Origin of the sequence: Comamonas sp. UBA7840 (assembly GCF_002501455.1) — a bacterium.
Classification (GTDB): Bacteria; Pseudomonadota; Gammaproteobacteria; order Burkholderiales; family Burkholderiaceae_C; genus Comamonas; species Comamonas jiangduensis.
Genome location: NZ_DLTI01000026.1, coordinates 68,676 through 82,811, shown reverse-complemented (window position 1 = coordinate 82,811; position 14,136 = coordinate 68,676). Strand labels below are relative to the sequence as shown.

At 61.3% G+C, this 14,136-nt stretch carries 10 protein-coding genes and 1 tRNA gene; 10 read left to right on the top strand and 1 reads right to left on the bottom strand.

The window, feature by feature from the left end:
* The first annotated feature begins 1 nt into the window (after window position 1).
* The 4 genes from B3R00_RS09760 (at window position 2) to B3R00_RS09745 (ending at window position 7,428) form a co-directional block, all read left to right on the top strand.
* Window positions 2-1,861, top strand: coding sequence for an autotransporter assembly complex protein TamA (locus B3R00_RS09760; protein WP_286998850.1), 1,860 nt, complete (start codon window positions 2-4; stop codon window positions 1,859-1,861).
* A gap of 4 nt (window positions 1,862-1,865) precedes the next feature.
* Complete coding sequence (locus B3R00_RS09755; RefSeq protein WP_286998849.1) at window positions 1,866-5,987, top strand: translocation/assembly module TamB domain-containing protein; 4,122 nt, start codon at window positions 1,866-1,868, stop codon at window positions 5,985-5,987.
* Between the two features lie 93 nt (window positions 5,988-6,080).
* Window positions 6,081-6,155 (top strand) — tRNA-Arg (locus B3R00_RS09750).
* A gap of 250 nt (window positions 6,156-6,405) precedes the next feature.
* Window positions 6,406-7,428 (top strand): patatin-like phospholipase family protein, encoded by a 1,023-nt coding sequence (locus B3R00_RS09745; protein WP_286998848.1) that lies wholly within the window; start codon window positions 6,406-6,408, stop codon window positions 7,426-7,428.
* Window positions 7,429-7,548: 120 nt separating this feature from the next.
* Here B3R00_RS09745 and B3R00_RS09740 read toward each other — a convergent pair whose 3' ends face one another.
* The gene (locus B3R00_RS09740) at window positions 7,549-7,998 is read right to left on the bottom strand and encodes an acyl-CoA thioesterase (protein ID WP_286998847.1); all 450 of its coding nucleotides are present in this window, start codon (window positions 7,996-7,998) and stop codon (window positions 7,549-7,551) included.
* Window positions 7,999-8,275: 277 nt separating this feature from the next.
* Between B3R00_RS09740 and B3R00_RS09735 the strand changes: the two genes are divergently transcribed.
* From B3R00_RS09735 to B3R00_RS09710, 6 genes are all read left to right on the top strand, one after another.
* Window positions 8,276-9,304 (top strand): ABC transporter substrate-binding protein, encoded by a 1,029-nt coding sequence (locus B3R00_RS09735; RefSeq protein WP_286998846.1) that lies wholly within the window; start codon window positions 8,276-8,278, stop codon window positions 9,302-9,304.
* A gap of 63 nt (window positions 9,305-9,367) precedes the next feature.
* The gene (locus tag B3R00_RS09730) at window positions 9,368-10,195 is read left to right on the top strand and encodes an ABC transporter ATP-binding protein (RefSeq protein WP_286998845.1); all 828 of its coding nucleotides are present in this window, start codon (window positions 9,368-9,370) and stop codon (window positions 10,193-10,195) included.
* 17 nt (window positions 10,196-10,212) lie between these two features.
* Window positions 10,213-10,989: an ABC transporter permease gene (locus B3R00_RS09725; RefSeq protein ID WP_286998844.1), complete on the top strand. Its 777-nt coding sequence runs from the start codon at window positions 10,213-10,215 to the stop codon at window positions 10,987-10,989.
* Window positions 10,990-11,437: 448 nt separating this feature from the next.
* On the top strand, window positions 11,438-11,995 hold the full coding sequence (locus B3R00_RS09720) for a nucleoside deaminase (protein ID WP_286998843.1): 558 nt from the start codon (window positions 11,438-11,440) through the stop codon (window positions 11,993-11,995).
* A 77-nt stretch (window positions 11,996-12,072) separates the two neighbouring features.
* The gene (locus tag B3R00_RS09715; protein ID WP_286998842.1) at window positions 12,073-12,903 is read left to right on the top strand and encodes an urease accessory protein UreD; all 831 of its coding nucleotides are present in this window, start codon (window positions 12,073-12,075) and stop codon (window positions 12,901-12,903) included.
* A gap of 168 nt (window positions 12,904-13,071) precedes the next feature.
* Window positions 13,072-14,136: a Bug family tripartite tricarboxylate transporter substrate binding protein gene (locus B3R00_RS09710; protein ID WP_286998841.1), complete on the top strand. Its 1,065-nt coding sequence runs from the start codon at window positions 13,072-13,074 to the stop codon at window positions 14,134-14,136.

Sequence of the window (14,136 nt, the reverse complement as noted above, 5' to 3'; positions counted from 1 at the left end):
CATGCCCAAGCCTTTTCTCTCAAAGACGTCGGCGTTGCCGTCGGCGTTTTTGTTAGCCAGTGCGCTGCTGCTGTCTGGCTGCAGCCTGCTGTCCAAAGACCGAAATTCCCCGTCCGCTGTGGGCCCGGCCAGTTTCACGCTGGAAGTCCAAGCCCCCAAAGATGTGCGCGAGCTGCTGCAAGAGCACATGGAGCTGCAGCGCTACCGCCAGTTGAGCGATTTGCGCCGCAGCGAACTGGGCCGCCTGCTGGGCGCGGCGGACGCCAACATCCGCAGCCTGCTGGGCACCATGGGGTATTTTACGCCCAGCATAGAGCTGCAACTGATAGACACCCCTGACGACCCGGACACACCCCTCAAAGTCTTGGTAAAGGTGGAGCCCGGCACACCCACCACCATTGCACAGGCCAGCGTGGACTTCAGTGGCACCAATGCTGACGACCCCAAAGGGCTGAACATGCGCGAAGGCATTCGCCGCAACTGGGCGCTGCCCGAGGGGGCACAGTTCACCCAGCCCGCATGGAGCAATGCCAAAAATGACGGCATCCGCCGCTTGCAAAATCGCCGCTACCCCACGGCCAGCCTCACGGAAAGCCGCGCCGACATTGACACCGACACCCAGCAAGCGCAGCTCACCGCCACCTATGAACCCGGGCCTGCGTATTACTTTGGCCCTTTGGTGATTGAAGGCGCGCAGCGCTACAACCCGTCGGGCCTTATTCGCCTGGCACGCCTGCCCGTGGGCGATGAATACCGCCAGACCACCTTGCTCGATACCCAGCAACGTTTGGCCAACAGCGGCTATTACGACTCCGTGTTTCTGACACTGGCCACCGAGGTCGCGCAGCCCGGCGATACCGAAGTGCATGCCCCCGTGATTGCGCAAGTGCGCGAGGCCAAACTGCAAAAGTGGGTCTACGGCTTGGGGGTGAGCACCGATACTGGCTTTCGCTTCTCTGTCGACCACACACACAACCGCGTGCCGTATCTGGACTGGCGCGCCCAAAGCAAGCTGCAGCTGGACAAAAAGAACCCCTTGCTGTCCACCCGCATCACGTCGTTGCCCGACTACAGTGGCTGGAATTACTTTGTGGGCGGCAAAGCTGCCCGTGAAGAACTGGCGGACTACACCGCCAACAGTGTGAGCTTGGTGGCCGGACGCGGCAAAAGCGAAGACAAGATCGACCGTGGCTACTACCTGCAGTACGACATGGCCAAGGCGCAGGGCGAAGGGGCACCACCGTCGAGTTCGTCCCTCACGCTCAACTATGGCTGGACGGGCCGCTACTTCAACAACCCGACCAGCCCTACGCGCGGCTATGGCCTGGGCTGGGAAGTAGGCGCGGGTAGCACCATCACCCCCGAGCGCAAACCCTTTGGCCGCATGGCCGCACGTTGGCTGTACCTGATGCCACTGGATCGCGCCGAAGGAGAAACCGGGCGGCGCAGCCGGCTGGCTTTTCGGGCCAATGGCGGTGCGGTGATTGCCAATAGCAACACGGTGGTGCCGATCACCCAGCTGTTTCTCTCGGGCGGCGACACCACGGTACGCGGCTATAGCTACCAAAGCATTGGCGCGCGTACCGACAACGACAAACTCATCGGTGGTCGCTATATGGCGTCGGGCAGCGTGGAATGGCAACGCCCCATCACGATTGCGGGCAACCGCAACGATTGGGAACACGCCATGTTTGTCGATGCAGGTACGGTCACAGATTCACTGGACACCTACACCGTCTTTGTCGGCGTGGGCACAGGCATTCGCTGGCGCAGCCCCGTAGGCCCCCTGCAAGCCGACCTGGCCTATGGCCTGGAAACCAAGAAGGTGCGCTTGCACCTGCGCTTGGGCTTCAACTTCTGATTGCATGCAAGAACGTCAAGAACCCTCGCTGGAGAGAACAAGCACTCCGCCTTCTACGCCCCCTGCAGCGCCCCCGCGTCGTCGCCGCCGCTGGTTGCGCTGGCTGATGATGGCGATTGCCCTGTCGCTGATTGCGGTTGGCGCGCTGCTGGGTATGGCCTGGTGGTGGGCCGGTCAGGCCGACTCTTTGCAACGCACGCTGGCCCGTGTTGCCAGCTGGATGCCTGCAGACCAAAAGCTCGAGGCCGATGGCATTGAAGGCAGCTTGCGCCATGGCGGTCGCATTGACTGGCTGCGCTGGACCAGCCCCGCCTTGCAGGTCGAGATCAAAGGTGCCGATATCGCTTGGCGCTTGCAGCCCTTGCTGCAGCGAGAGCTGCGCTTTGGCCGCGTGAACATGGATGAACTGCGCATTCGCAGCACGCCACAGCCCAAAGAAGACACCCCCACCACGCCATTGCAATCACTGCAGCTGCCCATGCGCCTGGATATACCGGTGCGCATCGAGAAATTAGTCTGGGAGGGGCCACCAGAGACCACCGTGACCGCGCTGTATGGTCAATACCGCTACACCGGCAGCCACCATGAGTTGCAAGTCAGCAGCTTGCACTATGCCGGCGGCTTGTATGAAGCCCAGGCCAAGCTGCAAGCCGCCGCCCCTATGCAGCTGGAAGCCCAATTGCAAGGCGCGATCGAAGCGGCCCTGCCCCACCAGCCTTCGCAAACCCTCCCCATCACCGCCAGTGCCGACATCCGCGGCACGCTGGCCACCGAAGCGGCCAAACTCACCATCAAGGCCCAAGCCCATACCCCACATGCTGCTAATACGGCTAACACGGCGGGCACACCCGACCCAACGGACAACAGCTTGTCCGCCAATGTCAGCGCCATCATTCGCCCTTGGCTGGCGCAGCCTGTAGAGCAAGCGCAAGCCGATCTGCGCCATGTGGATGCGGCATTGTTCATGTCCAACGGGCCACACACGGATTTGAGCGGCACGCTGCAAGCCGGGCCCGAAGGCACCGGCTGGAAGCTGCATGCCGATTTGCACAACGCGCGGCCCGGGCCTTGGGACCAACAAGCATTGCCCGTGCGCGCCGTGGTGGCAGATGCACGCTTTGATGGTGTGCAAACGTGGACGCTGGAGCAAGCGCGCATCTTCTTGGGCAAAGCCAACGCGCCAACCGATCGGCAGGCCCAGCTGCAAGCCCAAGGCAGTCTAGATACCCAGCACCAAACCATTGAGGCCACCGCCATCATCGATGGATTGAACCCCGCAGACCTCTACAGCAGCTTGGATGCCGCACCGATTGCAGGCCGTTTGCAAGCCAGCACGGATGCTGAGCAGCAGGTGCAATTTGCACTGCACCTGCAGTCTCAGCCCGCGCGCAACGCCAAAGCTTTGCGCATCGCCAGCGCGCGCGCCGAAGGCCAGTGGAAGGCGCCGATCCTGCACATCCGCGATCTACAGCTGAATGCCTTGCAAGCACAGCTTCAAGCAAATGCGCTCAGCTGGAACCACAGCACCCAGACCATCGAAGGGACGCTGCAAGCCCAGCTTCCAGGCGCCCAGTTGGATGCCAGCTTGAATGCTGGCCCAGCCACAGGCCAAGGCCAGCTGCAGCTGCAAATTAGCGCTGCAGAACAACTGGGGCAGTGGCTCTCACGCCTGCCCTTGGGCACAGACCCACTGGCGGGCGCCCAACTGGCGGGCAACGCATCTGCCACACTGAACTGGCGCGGTGGATGGCAAAAACTACAACAGCGCCTGCAAAACCCTGCAGCACCTTTGCAAGCCAGCGGCTTGCAGCTAGAGGGGAAGTTACAAGCCCATTCATTCAGCTACCGCCCCGCCAATGGCATTGCCACACAGTTGCCACAGCTGCAACTGCAGTTTTCCGGCAGCCCTGAGAGCCTGCGTATCAACCTGGATGGCAAGGCACAACAAGGCGCGCAATCCGTGGCGCTGCAAACAGCGCTGACGGCAGGTCTGTGGGTGGCGCAAGGCGCTGCCCCCACTGACTGGCAAGCCAAGATTGATGCGCTGAGCGCACGCTGGAGCCCGCAAGGCAGCGACAGCCAGGCGTGGCAAATCAAACTGGGCGCGCCAGTCTCTGCCAGCCAACGCACCACCGGCAACCCGGTGCGCAGCACACGCATTCAAGCCAGTGGCAGCCAGCTGGTCGTAACCCCGCCCAGCAGCCAAGGCGCACAAACAGCCAGTATCGAGTGGCAGCCTTTGCTGCTGCGTCAGGCAGGCAACGGCGCTTGGGCGCTGCAATCGCAGGGGCGCTTAAGTGGCATTCCCCTGGCCTGGGTGGATGCGTTCAGCCCCAACCCCAAAGCGCCGTTGCTCGCAAGCGCCGGTGTTGGCGGTGACCTGGTGGTGCAAGGCAGCTGGAACATTGACACCACAGGCCGCCAACTGCGTGCCGATGTGCTGCTGGAGCGCGCCAGCGGTGACATCCGCTTGCTGGTGGAAGACACTGAAGCCAGCAACATCACCGTGGTACGCAGTACGGGTGCCAGCGAAATCAATGCCAAAAGCGGTCAGGTACAGGCACGCACCCTGCGCGGCCTTGGCATGCGCACCCGTTTGCAAGAACTGCGCTTGCAAGTCAGTGCCAAGGGCAATGACCTGCGCGGCCAACTGGTCTGGAACTCCGAGCGGGCAGGCCAAATTCAAGCCGATGTGCGCAGCCAACTGCGCGCGACGCAGGACGGCTTTAGCTGGCCTGAAAATGCCCCCATCAATGGCACGATCCAGGCGGCCCTGCCCAATATTGGCATCTGGGCTTTGGTGGCACCACCGGGCTGGCGTGTCAGCGGCACATTCAATGCCAATGCCACCCTGTCGGGCACGCGCAGTGCCCCGCGCTGGGATGGGCAACTCAGTGCGGACGAGCTCAGTGTGCTGTCTTTGCTGGACGGCGTAGACCTGAAAAATGGCCGACTGCGTGCGCGCCTGCAAGGCACACGCCTGGACATTACCGAGCTGTACCTGCAGGGCGGCGAAGGCAGCAGCACGCGCATTCTGGGGCAAAGCGGCAACCTAACTTCTGCACCCAAAGACGGCGGTACGCTCAAAGGGTCTGGCTTTGTGGAATACACCCCCCAGCCTGCTTCAGACAGCCCAGGCATGCGCATGGACATTCGAGCCGTCGCCGAACGCCTGCAAGTGCTGGTGCGTGGCGACCGCCAGCTCAGCGTCAGCGGCGGATTGCAAGCCACGCTGGAGCGCGGGCGCTTCAGCCTCCTCGGTGATTTGAAGGTTGATCGCGCTGCCATCATGCTGGCAGACAGCTCAGCCCCCACGCTCGACAGCGATGTGCACATCACGTCCGCGGCCATCCGCCAAGCCGCGCAAGACAAGGCCGACCAAGCCGCAGCCCGCATGCAAAAGGCGCAAGACGCAGGCTCCGTGCAGGCAGCGCAGCCACCCCACATTCAAGTCCAACTGGATCTGGGTAATGACTTTGCACTGCAGGGCTACGGCATCACGACCCGCTTGGAAGGCCAGTTGCAAGTGAGCAATGGACCCCGGATCACCGGTGAAATCCACACCGTCAACGGGCGCTACCGCGCCTGGGGGCAATCGCTGGATGTGCAAAGTGGCACCGTGCGCTTCAACGGCCCCTACGCCAACCCCGCCATCGACATCGTGGCTGTGCGGCCCAATATTGAAGTCAAGGCCGGCGTCAAAGTCACTGGCAGTGCCAACGACCCGCGCGTGACCTTGTTTTCCGAGCCCGAAATGTCCGATGCCGAAAAGCTCTCTTGGGTGGTCATGGGCCGCAGCGCTGCAGCGGGGGGTGCGGAAACCGCGCTGCTGCAACAAGCGGCACTGGCCCTGCTCAGCGGGGGCGGGGGCACGGGTAACTTCGCCAGCCAGCTGGGTTTTGATGAAGTGGGACTCAAAGGCCCCAGCGAAGATGGCACACAGGGGGCTGCGGTGACCGTAGGCAAACGCTTGTCCAAAGACTTGTATGTGGCCTATGAGCAAAGCCTGTCCGGCGCGATGGGCACCTTGTTTATCTTCTACGACCTCTCACGCCGCCTGACCTTGCGCGGTCAAACTGGCGTGCAAACCGCTGTGGACTTGATCTACACCAGAAGCAAAGACTGACCGCCAGCCGTGCACTGCGCAGTTTGGCCCAGCCCTGCACTGCGCAGTTTGGCCCAGCCCTGCACTTGCAACACTTACAATATGTGGCCGCGTCCCTTTGTAGTTCAATGGATAGAACGGACCCCTCCTAAGGGTCAGATGCAGGTTCGATTCCTGCCGAGGGGACCATCCGATGCTTTCGGATAGTCTCAAAAGCCCTCAAAACCCGCATATCTACTAGGTACGCGGGTTTTTTCATAGGCGGCCTCAGCTTGGGTTGCTGCAGATCAGTTTGGCTGGTTGAGGCAAAGGCAAGGGCTAGCGCACGCCTGCAACCAAGCTGCCCGCCATAGCCAGCGGCTGCGCCATGCACACAAAGCCAGCAGCGTTTTTGATGCAGCAACAGGTAGTACAGCGGGTATTTATGCAAGATTGCGCCATGTATTTCCAAGCTTTTCTTCGTTCTGCGGCTGGTGCCTGCGCGCTTTTGCTGGCGGCATGCGGCAGTACCCCCAGCACACCCCTGCCTGCGGCGCGCACCGACCATACCGCGCAGCCTGTGCGCATCGGCCTTGCTCTGGGGGGCGGTGCAGCCAAAGGCTTTGCCCACATTGGCGTCATCAAAATGCTGGAGGCCAATGGTTTCACCCCCGACATGGTGGCGGGCACCAGCGCTGGCAGTGTGGTGGGCGCGCTGTATGCCAGCGGCATGAATGCGTTTGAGCTGCAAGCCAAAGCCGTGGCGCTGGATGAGGCCAGCATTCGCGATCTGCAATGGTCTTCGGGCGGGGTCGTCAAAGGCCAAAAGCTGCAGGATTACGTCAACGCCCAAGTCAACAACCAGCCGCTGGAAAAGCTGGGCAAACCGTTTGTGGCGGTTGCCACCCGCCTGGAAGATGGCAAGCGCACCGTGTTTGCCCGCGGCAATACCGGGCAGGCCGTGCGCGCTTCCAGCAGCATTCCTGGTGTTTTTGAGCCGGTGCGCATTGGCGATAGCCACTATGTGGATGGTGGCGTGGTCAGCCCGGTGCCCGTCAACGCAGTGCGTGAACTGGGGGCCGACATCGTGATTGCGGTAGACATTTCCGACAAGCCGCGCGGCCAAAAGCCCAGCAACTTGCTGGGCACCATGAGCCAGTCCTTGGCCATCATGGGTCACCGGCTGGGCCAGGCCGAACTCAAAACGGCAGACATCACCGTGCGCCCCAAGGTGCTGGACATGGGCGCTGCAGACTTTACCCAGCGCGCCCAAGCTATTTTGGAGGGCGAGAAAGCCGCTTTGGCGGTGATGCCGCAAATCCGCGCCAAAGTTGCCCAGCTGCAGGCCGAACGCAGCCAAGCGGCGCAGCAGGCCCAGCAACGTGCAGCCCAAGAGCGCTTACAAAGCTGCCTGGCACAGCGCAGCAGCTGGCAAAAAGTCACCGGTTTGGCGGGCTTGGACAGCAGTTGCACGCCGCCTTAAAACCAAAAAAACATAGCTACCAGCGCATGCAAAGCATGGTTTTCAACATGGAAACCATTTCATTTTCTTTGAAATCAAGCGCCAGTTGCTCTTATTTTTATTATTGACCTGTGTGCGGCCTCAGCACACTTCGGCGGCCAACAGCTCCAGCTGCGCCAGCCGTTGCTTCAAGCGCTCGGGCACCGCACAGGGGCGCTTGCTGCTGCGATCCACACAGACCACGCCAATCTTGCCCAGCGTGATCGGCTGGCCGCTTTCTGCATCCACCACCCGGTAGGCCAGATCAAAGCCTTTGGCCGCCATATCGCGCACGGCCAGCTGCACGTGCACCACTTGCTGTGGAAAGGCCTCGGCCTTGTACTGCACGGCCTGATCGCCAACAAAAATCTGCACCCCCTCGACATTGTTTTCCCGATAGCCCAAGGCCGCAAAAAACGCACAACGCGCCTGCGATGCCAGTTGCAGCAACTGCACGTTGTCCGTGTGCGCGCCGGGGTGCAATGCAGGCGGGCACACCAGTTGCACGGCAAAAACGGCGTCATCAAAATCGGCAAACTGAATGCGGGCCATGTGCGAAATTCCTTGGGGCTACGCCCATATTGGTGCGACGCAGCATTTTTAGCGCATTGCGTGCACTGCGCTGTCACCTTGGTGCAAACCCGTAGTCACTCGCACCAAGCCAGCGCAGGGGTGCCCGGTTGAGCCCGGTGGCAACCCAACGTCATACAAAAACTGCATACAAAAAGCAGGCATTGTTTTTGCTCACTCCTTAGCGAAGCTGCCGTCGCTGTGCAGATACAGCCCCGCAGCGGATCTTTTTGGACCACTTCGCAACCAGGAGCCCCCCATGCAAAAACGTCGTTTCTTGCAAGCCACCGTCGCTTTGGCTTTGGCCAGCAGTTTGGGTGCCGCGCACGCACAAAACACCCCCCTCAAATTCCAGCTGGACTGGCGTTTTGAAGGGCCGTCGGCCTTCTTTTTGCTGCCCGTTGCCAAGGGGTACTTCAAAGAGGCTGGCCTGGATGTGACCGTGGACGCCGGCAACGGCTCCGGCGGCGCCGTCCAGCGCGTGGCTTCAGGCTCTTACGACATTGGCTTTGCCGACATGGCCTCGTTGATGGAGTTTCACGCCAACAATGCCGATGCGCCCAACAAACCCGTGGCCGTCATGGTGGTCTACAACAACACCCCTGCCGCGGTGATGGCGCTCAAGAAAAGCGGCATCGCCACACCCGCTGATTTGAGCGGCAAAAAGCTGGGCGCGCCGGTGTTTGATGCGGGTCGCAAAGCCTTCCCCACTTTTGCCAAAGTCAACAAGGTGAGCAACGTGGCCTGGACGGCCATGGACCCCCCGCTGCGCGAGACCATGCTGGTGCGCGGTGATGTGGATGCCATCACCGGCTTTACCTTCACCAGCTTGCTGAACCTGGAAGCGCGCGGCGCCAAGGCCAGCGATGTGGTAGTCATGCAGTACGCCGACCACGGGGTGAAGTACTACGGCAACGTGATCATTGCCAGCCCCAAGCTGATCAAAGAGAACCCCGAAGCCCTCAAAAACTTCTTGAGCGCCTTCGCCAAGGGCGCCAAGGAGGTGATGGCCAAGCCAGCAGACGCCATCCAGTACGTGAAAGCCCGTGACGGCATTGCCAACGCGGCGCTGGAAAGCCGCCGCCTGCAGCTGGCGATTGACACCGTGGTCAACAGCGCCGACGCCCGCAAGGAAGGCTTTGGCCGCCTGGATGCCAGCCGCCTGTCGCTGATGGCCTCGGAAGTCTCGGACGCCTTCGGCACCAAGACCCGCATCGATCCCCAAGCAGTCTGGAACGGCAGCTTCCTGCCCAGCGCGGCGCAGCTGGACGTGCTGCCCCAAAAGTAAGGCCGCAATCTAACCCGGCGGTCAGGCGCCCTCTTGCCTGACCGCACCTTGTGATGGATCCGTATGCAAAGCGTTGCAGCCCCTTATTTTGTTGATTTCCGTGATGTCTGGCTGGCCTACAACGACGAGTTGCTGGCGCAGAACCACTTTGCCGTCGAAGCCATTGACCTGCAGGTCAAAACCGGGGAATTCATTGCCATTGTCGGCCCCTCGGGCTGCGGCAAATCCACCTTTATGAAACTGGCCACCGGCCTGCGCATGCCCTCCATGGGCAAAATTTTGATCAATGGCCAGCCCGTGACCGGGCCGCTGAAAATTTCGGGCATGGCGTTTCAGTCACCCTCGCTGCTGCCCTGGCGCACCACGGTGGACAACGTGCTGCTGCCGCTGGAAATTGTGGAGCCCCACCGCAGTCAGTTCAAAACCAAGCGCAAGGAATACGAAGCACGCGCTCGTCACCTGCTACAGAAAGTCGGCCTGGGCGGCTATGAAGACAAATTCCCCTGGCAGCTGTCAGGCGGCATGCAGCAGCGCGCCAGCATCTGCCGCGCCCTGATTCACGAGCCCCAAATGCTGCTGCTGGACGAGCCGTTTGGTGCGCTGGACGCCTTCACGCGCGAAGAGCTGTGGTGCATCTTGCGCGACCTGCATGCCGAACAGCAGTTCAACGTCATCCTGGTCACGCACGACCTGCGCGAATCGGTGTTTCTGGGCGACACCGTGTATGTGATGAGCAAAAGCCCCGGCCGCTTTGTGGTGCGCCGAGACATTGCGTTTCCCCGCCCGCGCGATCTGGAGCTGACCTACACCAAGGCGTTCACCGACATCGTCCACGAGCTGCGCGGCCACATCGGTGCCATGCGCCAAAGCGGTGCAGTGATCAACCCATAAGCCGCCAAGGATTCTCAATGTACAAACTCAACAACAAACAGCTGGAGCGCTGGTCGCCCTGGATTTTGCTGCTGGCGGTGGTGCTGCTGTGGCAGGTGCTGTGCGCCGCGCTGGAGGTCTCGCCCTTCATCTTTCCCAGCCCGGCGCTGATCCTCAAAGACTTTATGGAATACCACACCGTGATTGCGGGCCACGCCTGGCGCACCTTCTGGGTGACCATGGCCGGCTTTGGCATAGCGATTGTGGTGGGCGTGCTGCTGGGCTTTTTGATTGGCAGCTCGCGTCTGGCCTATGCGGCGGTCTACCCGCTGATGACCGCGTTCAACGCCCTGCCCAAAGCGGCTTTTGTGCCGATTTTGGTGGTCTGGCTGGGCATTGGCATTGGCCCGGCCATCTTGACGGCCTTCCTCATCAGCTTTTTCCCCATCACCGTCAACATCGCTACGGGCCTGGCCACGCTGGAGCCCGAGCTGGAAGACGTGCTGCGCGTGCTGGGCGCCAAACGCTGGGATGTACTGATCAAAGTCGGTCTGCCCCGCTCGCTGCCTTATTTTTATGGCTCGCTCAAAGTGGCCATCACCCTGGCTTTTGTGGGCACCACCGTGTCAGAGATGACCGCCGCCAACGAAGGCATTGGCTATTTGCTGATCTCGGCAGGCTCCTCCATGCAAATGGGGCTGGCCTTTGCGGGCTTGCTGGTGGTGGGCGCCATGGCCATGGCCATGTACGAACTGTTCAGCTGGGTGGAAAAGCGCACGACAGCCTGGGCACACCGCAGCTCGCACAGCCATTGAAGCACCTTGCCCTGCCGCAGCTGGCAACTGAGTAACGGGGTAACTGGGTGTGCACGTTTTGTTCCTCGACTTGGGCCTGCCTCGCGCAGGCTTTTTTTTGGGGAGGATGCAGGCGCCAGCTGCTGGCGCACCACCCAACCCACACCGATGCACCGCACCGATGCGCTGCTGGAAAAATATGCATCAAATAGCGCTCTAGCTCTTGATAGACAGGCGCTGACAGCTCCTATTTTTACCACCACACGCAGCGCTGGCGCACGCCTACCACCAGCCAGCGCAAGCCATCCAGCACAGGCAGGCTCACATCGACTTACAAATTTCTGCCGCAAAGCCCCCGCTTGCCCCCATCTGCTTGGCATGCCCTGTGCATTAAAGCGCTGTGAGACAGAGGCCTTGGCGTTGTGCGCCGGGGCCACGGCCCCCTCCCCTCCACCCAGGAAAGGCCACCATGCACGATCGCTTTTTTCAATCCAACAGCCATGCCGACCAGATGCCCCCTGCTGACGAACACCACCTGAGCGACACCGACAGCCACTGGCTGCGCCAGTCCTTTGTTTGGGCCAACGCAGCACGCCTGCGCGGTAACCGCCCGTTTGGCGCCATTGTGGTGGCCAGCAACGGGCGCATTCTGGCCGAAGCGTTTAGCAATACCCAGGAAACGGGGGATCGCACCGGCCATGCTGAAATGAATGCGGTGCGCCAACTGGGCACCGCCCGTCTGCAGGCTGACCTGGTCGCAGGGGCCACGCTGTACTGCAGTGCAGAGCCTTGTGCCATGTGTGCCAGCGCCATCTGCGCCGTGGGCCTGCGCCGCGTGGTGTTTGGCCTGGACTGGCCCCGGCTGCACCACATCCGCCCCGACCTGCGCTCCATCAACCTGAGCTGCCGCGATGTGTTTGCCAGCGCCGCAGCCCCCATGGAGTGTGCGGGCCCCTGTCTGGTCGACGAGGCACTGGCCGTGTACGAAGACAGTTGGTTCTCTGCCGACGACAGACACAGCACCTAGCCCCTATTCACGTTCTAAAGAACGTGCCATCGCCCTAACTTGGTGCAACAGGCGCACTTCTTGCTTGCTGCATGCGCATGGCCTGGCTTGCTCAACTTGATCTTCAATACACCGTGCGCGCTGCGCGCACCTGCGTGCACTTTCGCCATGACGGCCCTTTGCGTGTGCTGCGCAGCCTCTACCCCGAAGGTGATGCGGTCTGTCACAACGTGCTGGTGCACCCCCCGGGCGGATTGGTCGGCGGCGACACCCTGGACATCCGTGTGCAGGTGGCACCAGGGGCGCATGCCCTGGTCACCACACCGGGTGCCACGCGTTTTTACAAAACCAATGGTGCCCCCGCCACCCAGCGCACGCATTTGCAGCTGGACGCTGGCGCACGCCTTGAATGGCTGCCGCTGGAAGCGATTGCCTACAACCAGTGCGATGCCCACAACCTGCTGCACCTGGACATTGCCGAGGGGGCGGAGTTGATAGCGTGGGATATCACCGCTTTTGGCCTGCCCCATGCACACGAGCCCTTTGAGCACGGAAGTTTTACCCAGCACATGGAATGGCCGGGCACATGGCTGGAACGCGGCACCCTCCGTGCAGACGATCACCTTCTCATGAATGGCCCTTTGGGACTGGCACAACAGCGGTGCATGAGCACCATGGTGCTGGCCTGTGGCACAGCACTCACACGCACACAGCGCGAGCAATTGCTGGAATCTACCCGTGCCGTGCTGGATGCCCACCCGCAAGGTGCCTGGTGCGGTATTACCGCCCCCAATGACCATATGCTGGTGCTCCGAGGCTTGGCCCCCGTGGTGGAGCCACTGATGCAACTGTGGCAGCAGGTGCGCCTGTGCTGGCGCACCCAGCATTGGGGCATTGCACCCACCACGCCGCGCATCTGGCACATGTGAAAAAGTCTGAGAAAAGACCTGCGAAAGGTCTGTGAAAAAGCAAATAAGAAACTCAACTTAGCTGCTTTCGTCACTTAGACATAAAAAAGCATTCGTTCCATAAAACAAGGGGAAATCCTAAAGTCCATCGCACAGCAATTCGCTGTGTTTGAGACCAAGGAACCCCCCATGCAACACCACACCCGCCCCTTTGCCCAGCGCCGCCGCACCGTGACTCAATGGATGGCATGCATGGCGATGGCGTGCGTGGTGAGCGCCCCCGCCCAAGCCAGCGACGACAGCACTTGGCAGCCCAGCAAAAATCTGGAATTCATCGTCCCCGGTGGGGCCGGCGCCGCACTCGATATGGCGGCACGCAAACTCACCGAGGTGCTGGCCAAAGAAGGCATTACCAGCAACTTCATCGTCACCAACAAGCCTGGCGCGCACAGCATCCAGGCCCTGGAGACCGTGGCCCGCCACAAAGGGGATGCACACAGCCTGATTACCCTGAGCAGCGGCTACGTCACCAGCCAAGCGCAAGGCGCCTTGCCAGCACACCTGCAAAACCTGACACCGCTGGCCACGCTGTTTCGCGAATTTGTGACCGTGGTGGTGCGTGCCGACTCTCCTGTGCGCAATGCCCAGGATTTGGTCGCACGCCTCAAGCAAGACCCTTCGGGGCTGTCGATTGGCATCTCCAACACGCTGGGCAACCACATCCACTTGGGCATTGCGCAACCGCTCAAGCAAGAAGGTGTCTCGGTGCAGCAATTGCGCATCGTTCCCTACAAGTCCTCTGCAGAGTCCATGAGCGCGCTCGTCGGCGGGCACTTGGATGTGGTCGCCGCCACCACGCCCAATTTGCTGCCTTACCTGGAAAGCGGCCGCATTCGCGTGATTGCCATTGCTGCCGATGAACGCCTGCAAGGTGTATTCGCGAAAGCACCCACCTGGAAAGAACAGGGCATTGACTACGTCAGCAATGCCTACCAAGGCGTGATGACCGCTCCCAATGCAACACCTGCGCAAAAAGCCTATTGGCTGCAAGCGCTGCGCCGCGCCACCCAAACCAAGGAATGGCAGGACTTTGTCGCTACCAACCAATGGCAACACCTTTTCTTAGGCCCAGAAGCCACCAGCCAAGCCATTCGCAGCCAAGTTGCCAGCACCCATGCCTTGCTCGATGAACTGGGCCTGTTGCCAGCAAACGCCCAACGCCTTGCACAAGCAGGCACACGCCCGGCTCGCTAA

Excerpts from the sequence above, each read along its gene's own strand:
- B3R00_RS09755 (WP_286998849.1), top strand. The coding sequence starts at position 1,866 with ATGCAAGAACGTCAAGAACCCTCGCTGGAGAGAACAAGCACTCCGCCT.
- B3R00_RS09745 (WP_286998848.1), top strand. The coding sequence starts at position 6,406 with ATGTATTTCCAAGCTTTTCTTCGTTCTGCGGCTGGTGCCTGCGCGCTT.
- B3R00_RS09710 (WP_286998841.1), top strand. The coding sequence starts at position 13,072 with ATGCAACACCACACCCGCCCCTTTGCCCAGCGCCGCCGCACCGTGACT.
- B3R00_RS09720 (WP_286998843.1), top strand. The coding sequence starts at position 11,438 with ATGCACGATCGCTTTTTTCAATCCAACAGCCATGCCGACCAGATGCCC.
- B3R00_RS09740 (WP_286998847.1), bottom strand. The coding sequence starts at position 7,998 with ATGGCCCGCATTCAGTTTGCCGATTTTGATGACGCCGTTTTTGCCGTG.
- B3R00_RS09730 (WP_286998845.1), top strand. The coding sequence starts at position 9,368 with ATGCAAAGCGTTGCAGCCCCTTATTTTGTTGATTTCCGTGATGTCTGG.
- B3R00_RS09725 (WP_286998844.1), top strand. The coding sequence starts at position 10,213 with ATGTACAAACTCAACAACAAACAGCTGGAGCGCTGGTCGCCCTGGATT.
- B3R00_RS09715 (WP_286998842.1), top strand. The coding sequence starts at position 12,073 with ATGGCCTGGCTTGCTCAACTTGATCTTCAATACACCGTGCGCGCTGCG.
- B3R00_RS09735 (WP_286998846.1), top strand. The coding sequence starts at position 8,276 with ATGCAAAAACGTCGTTTCTTGCAAGCCACCGTCGCTTTGGCTTTGGCC.
- B3R00_RS09760 (WP_286998850.1), top strand. The coding sequence starts at position 2 with ATGCCCAAGCCTTTTCTCTCAAAGACGTCGGCGTTGCCGTCGGCGTTT.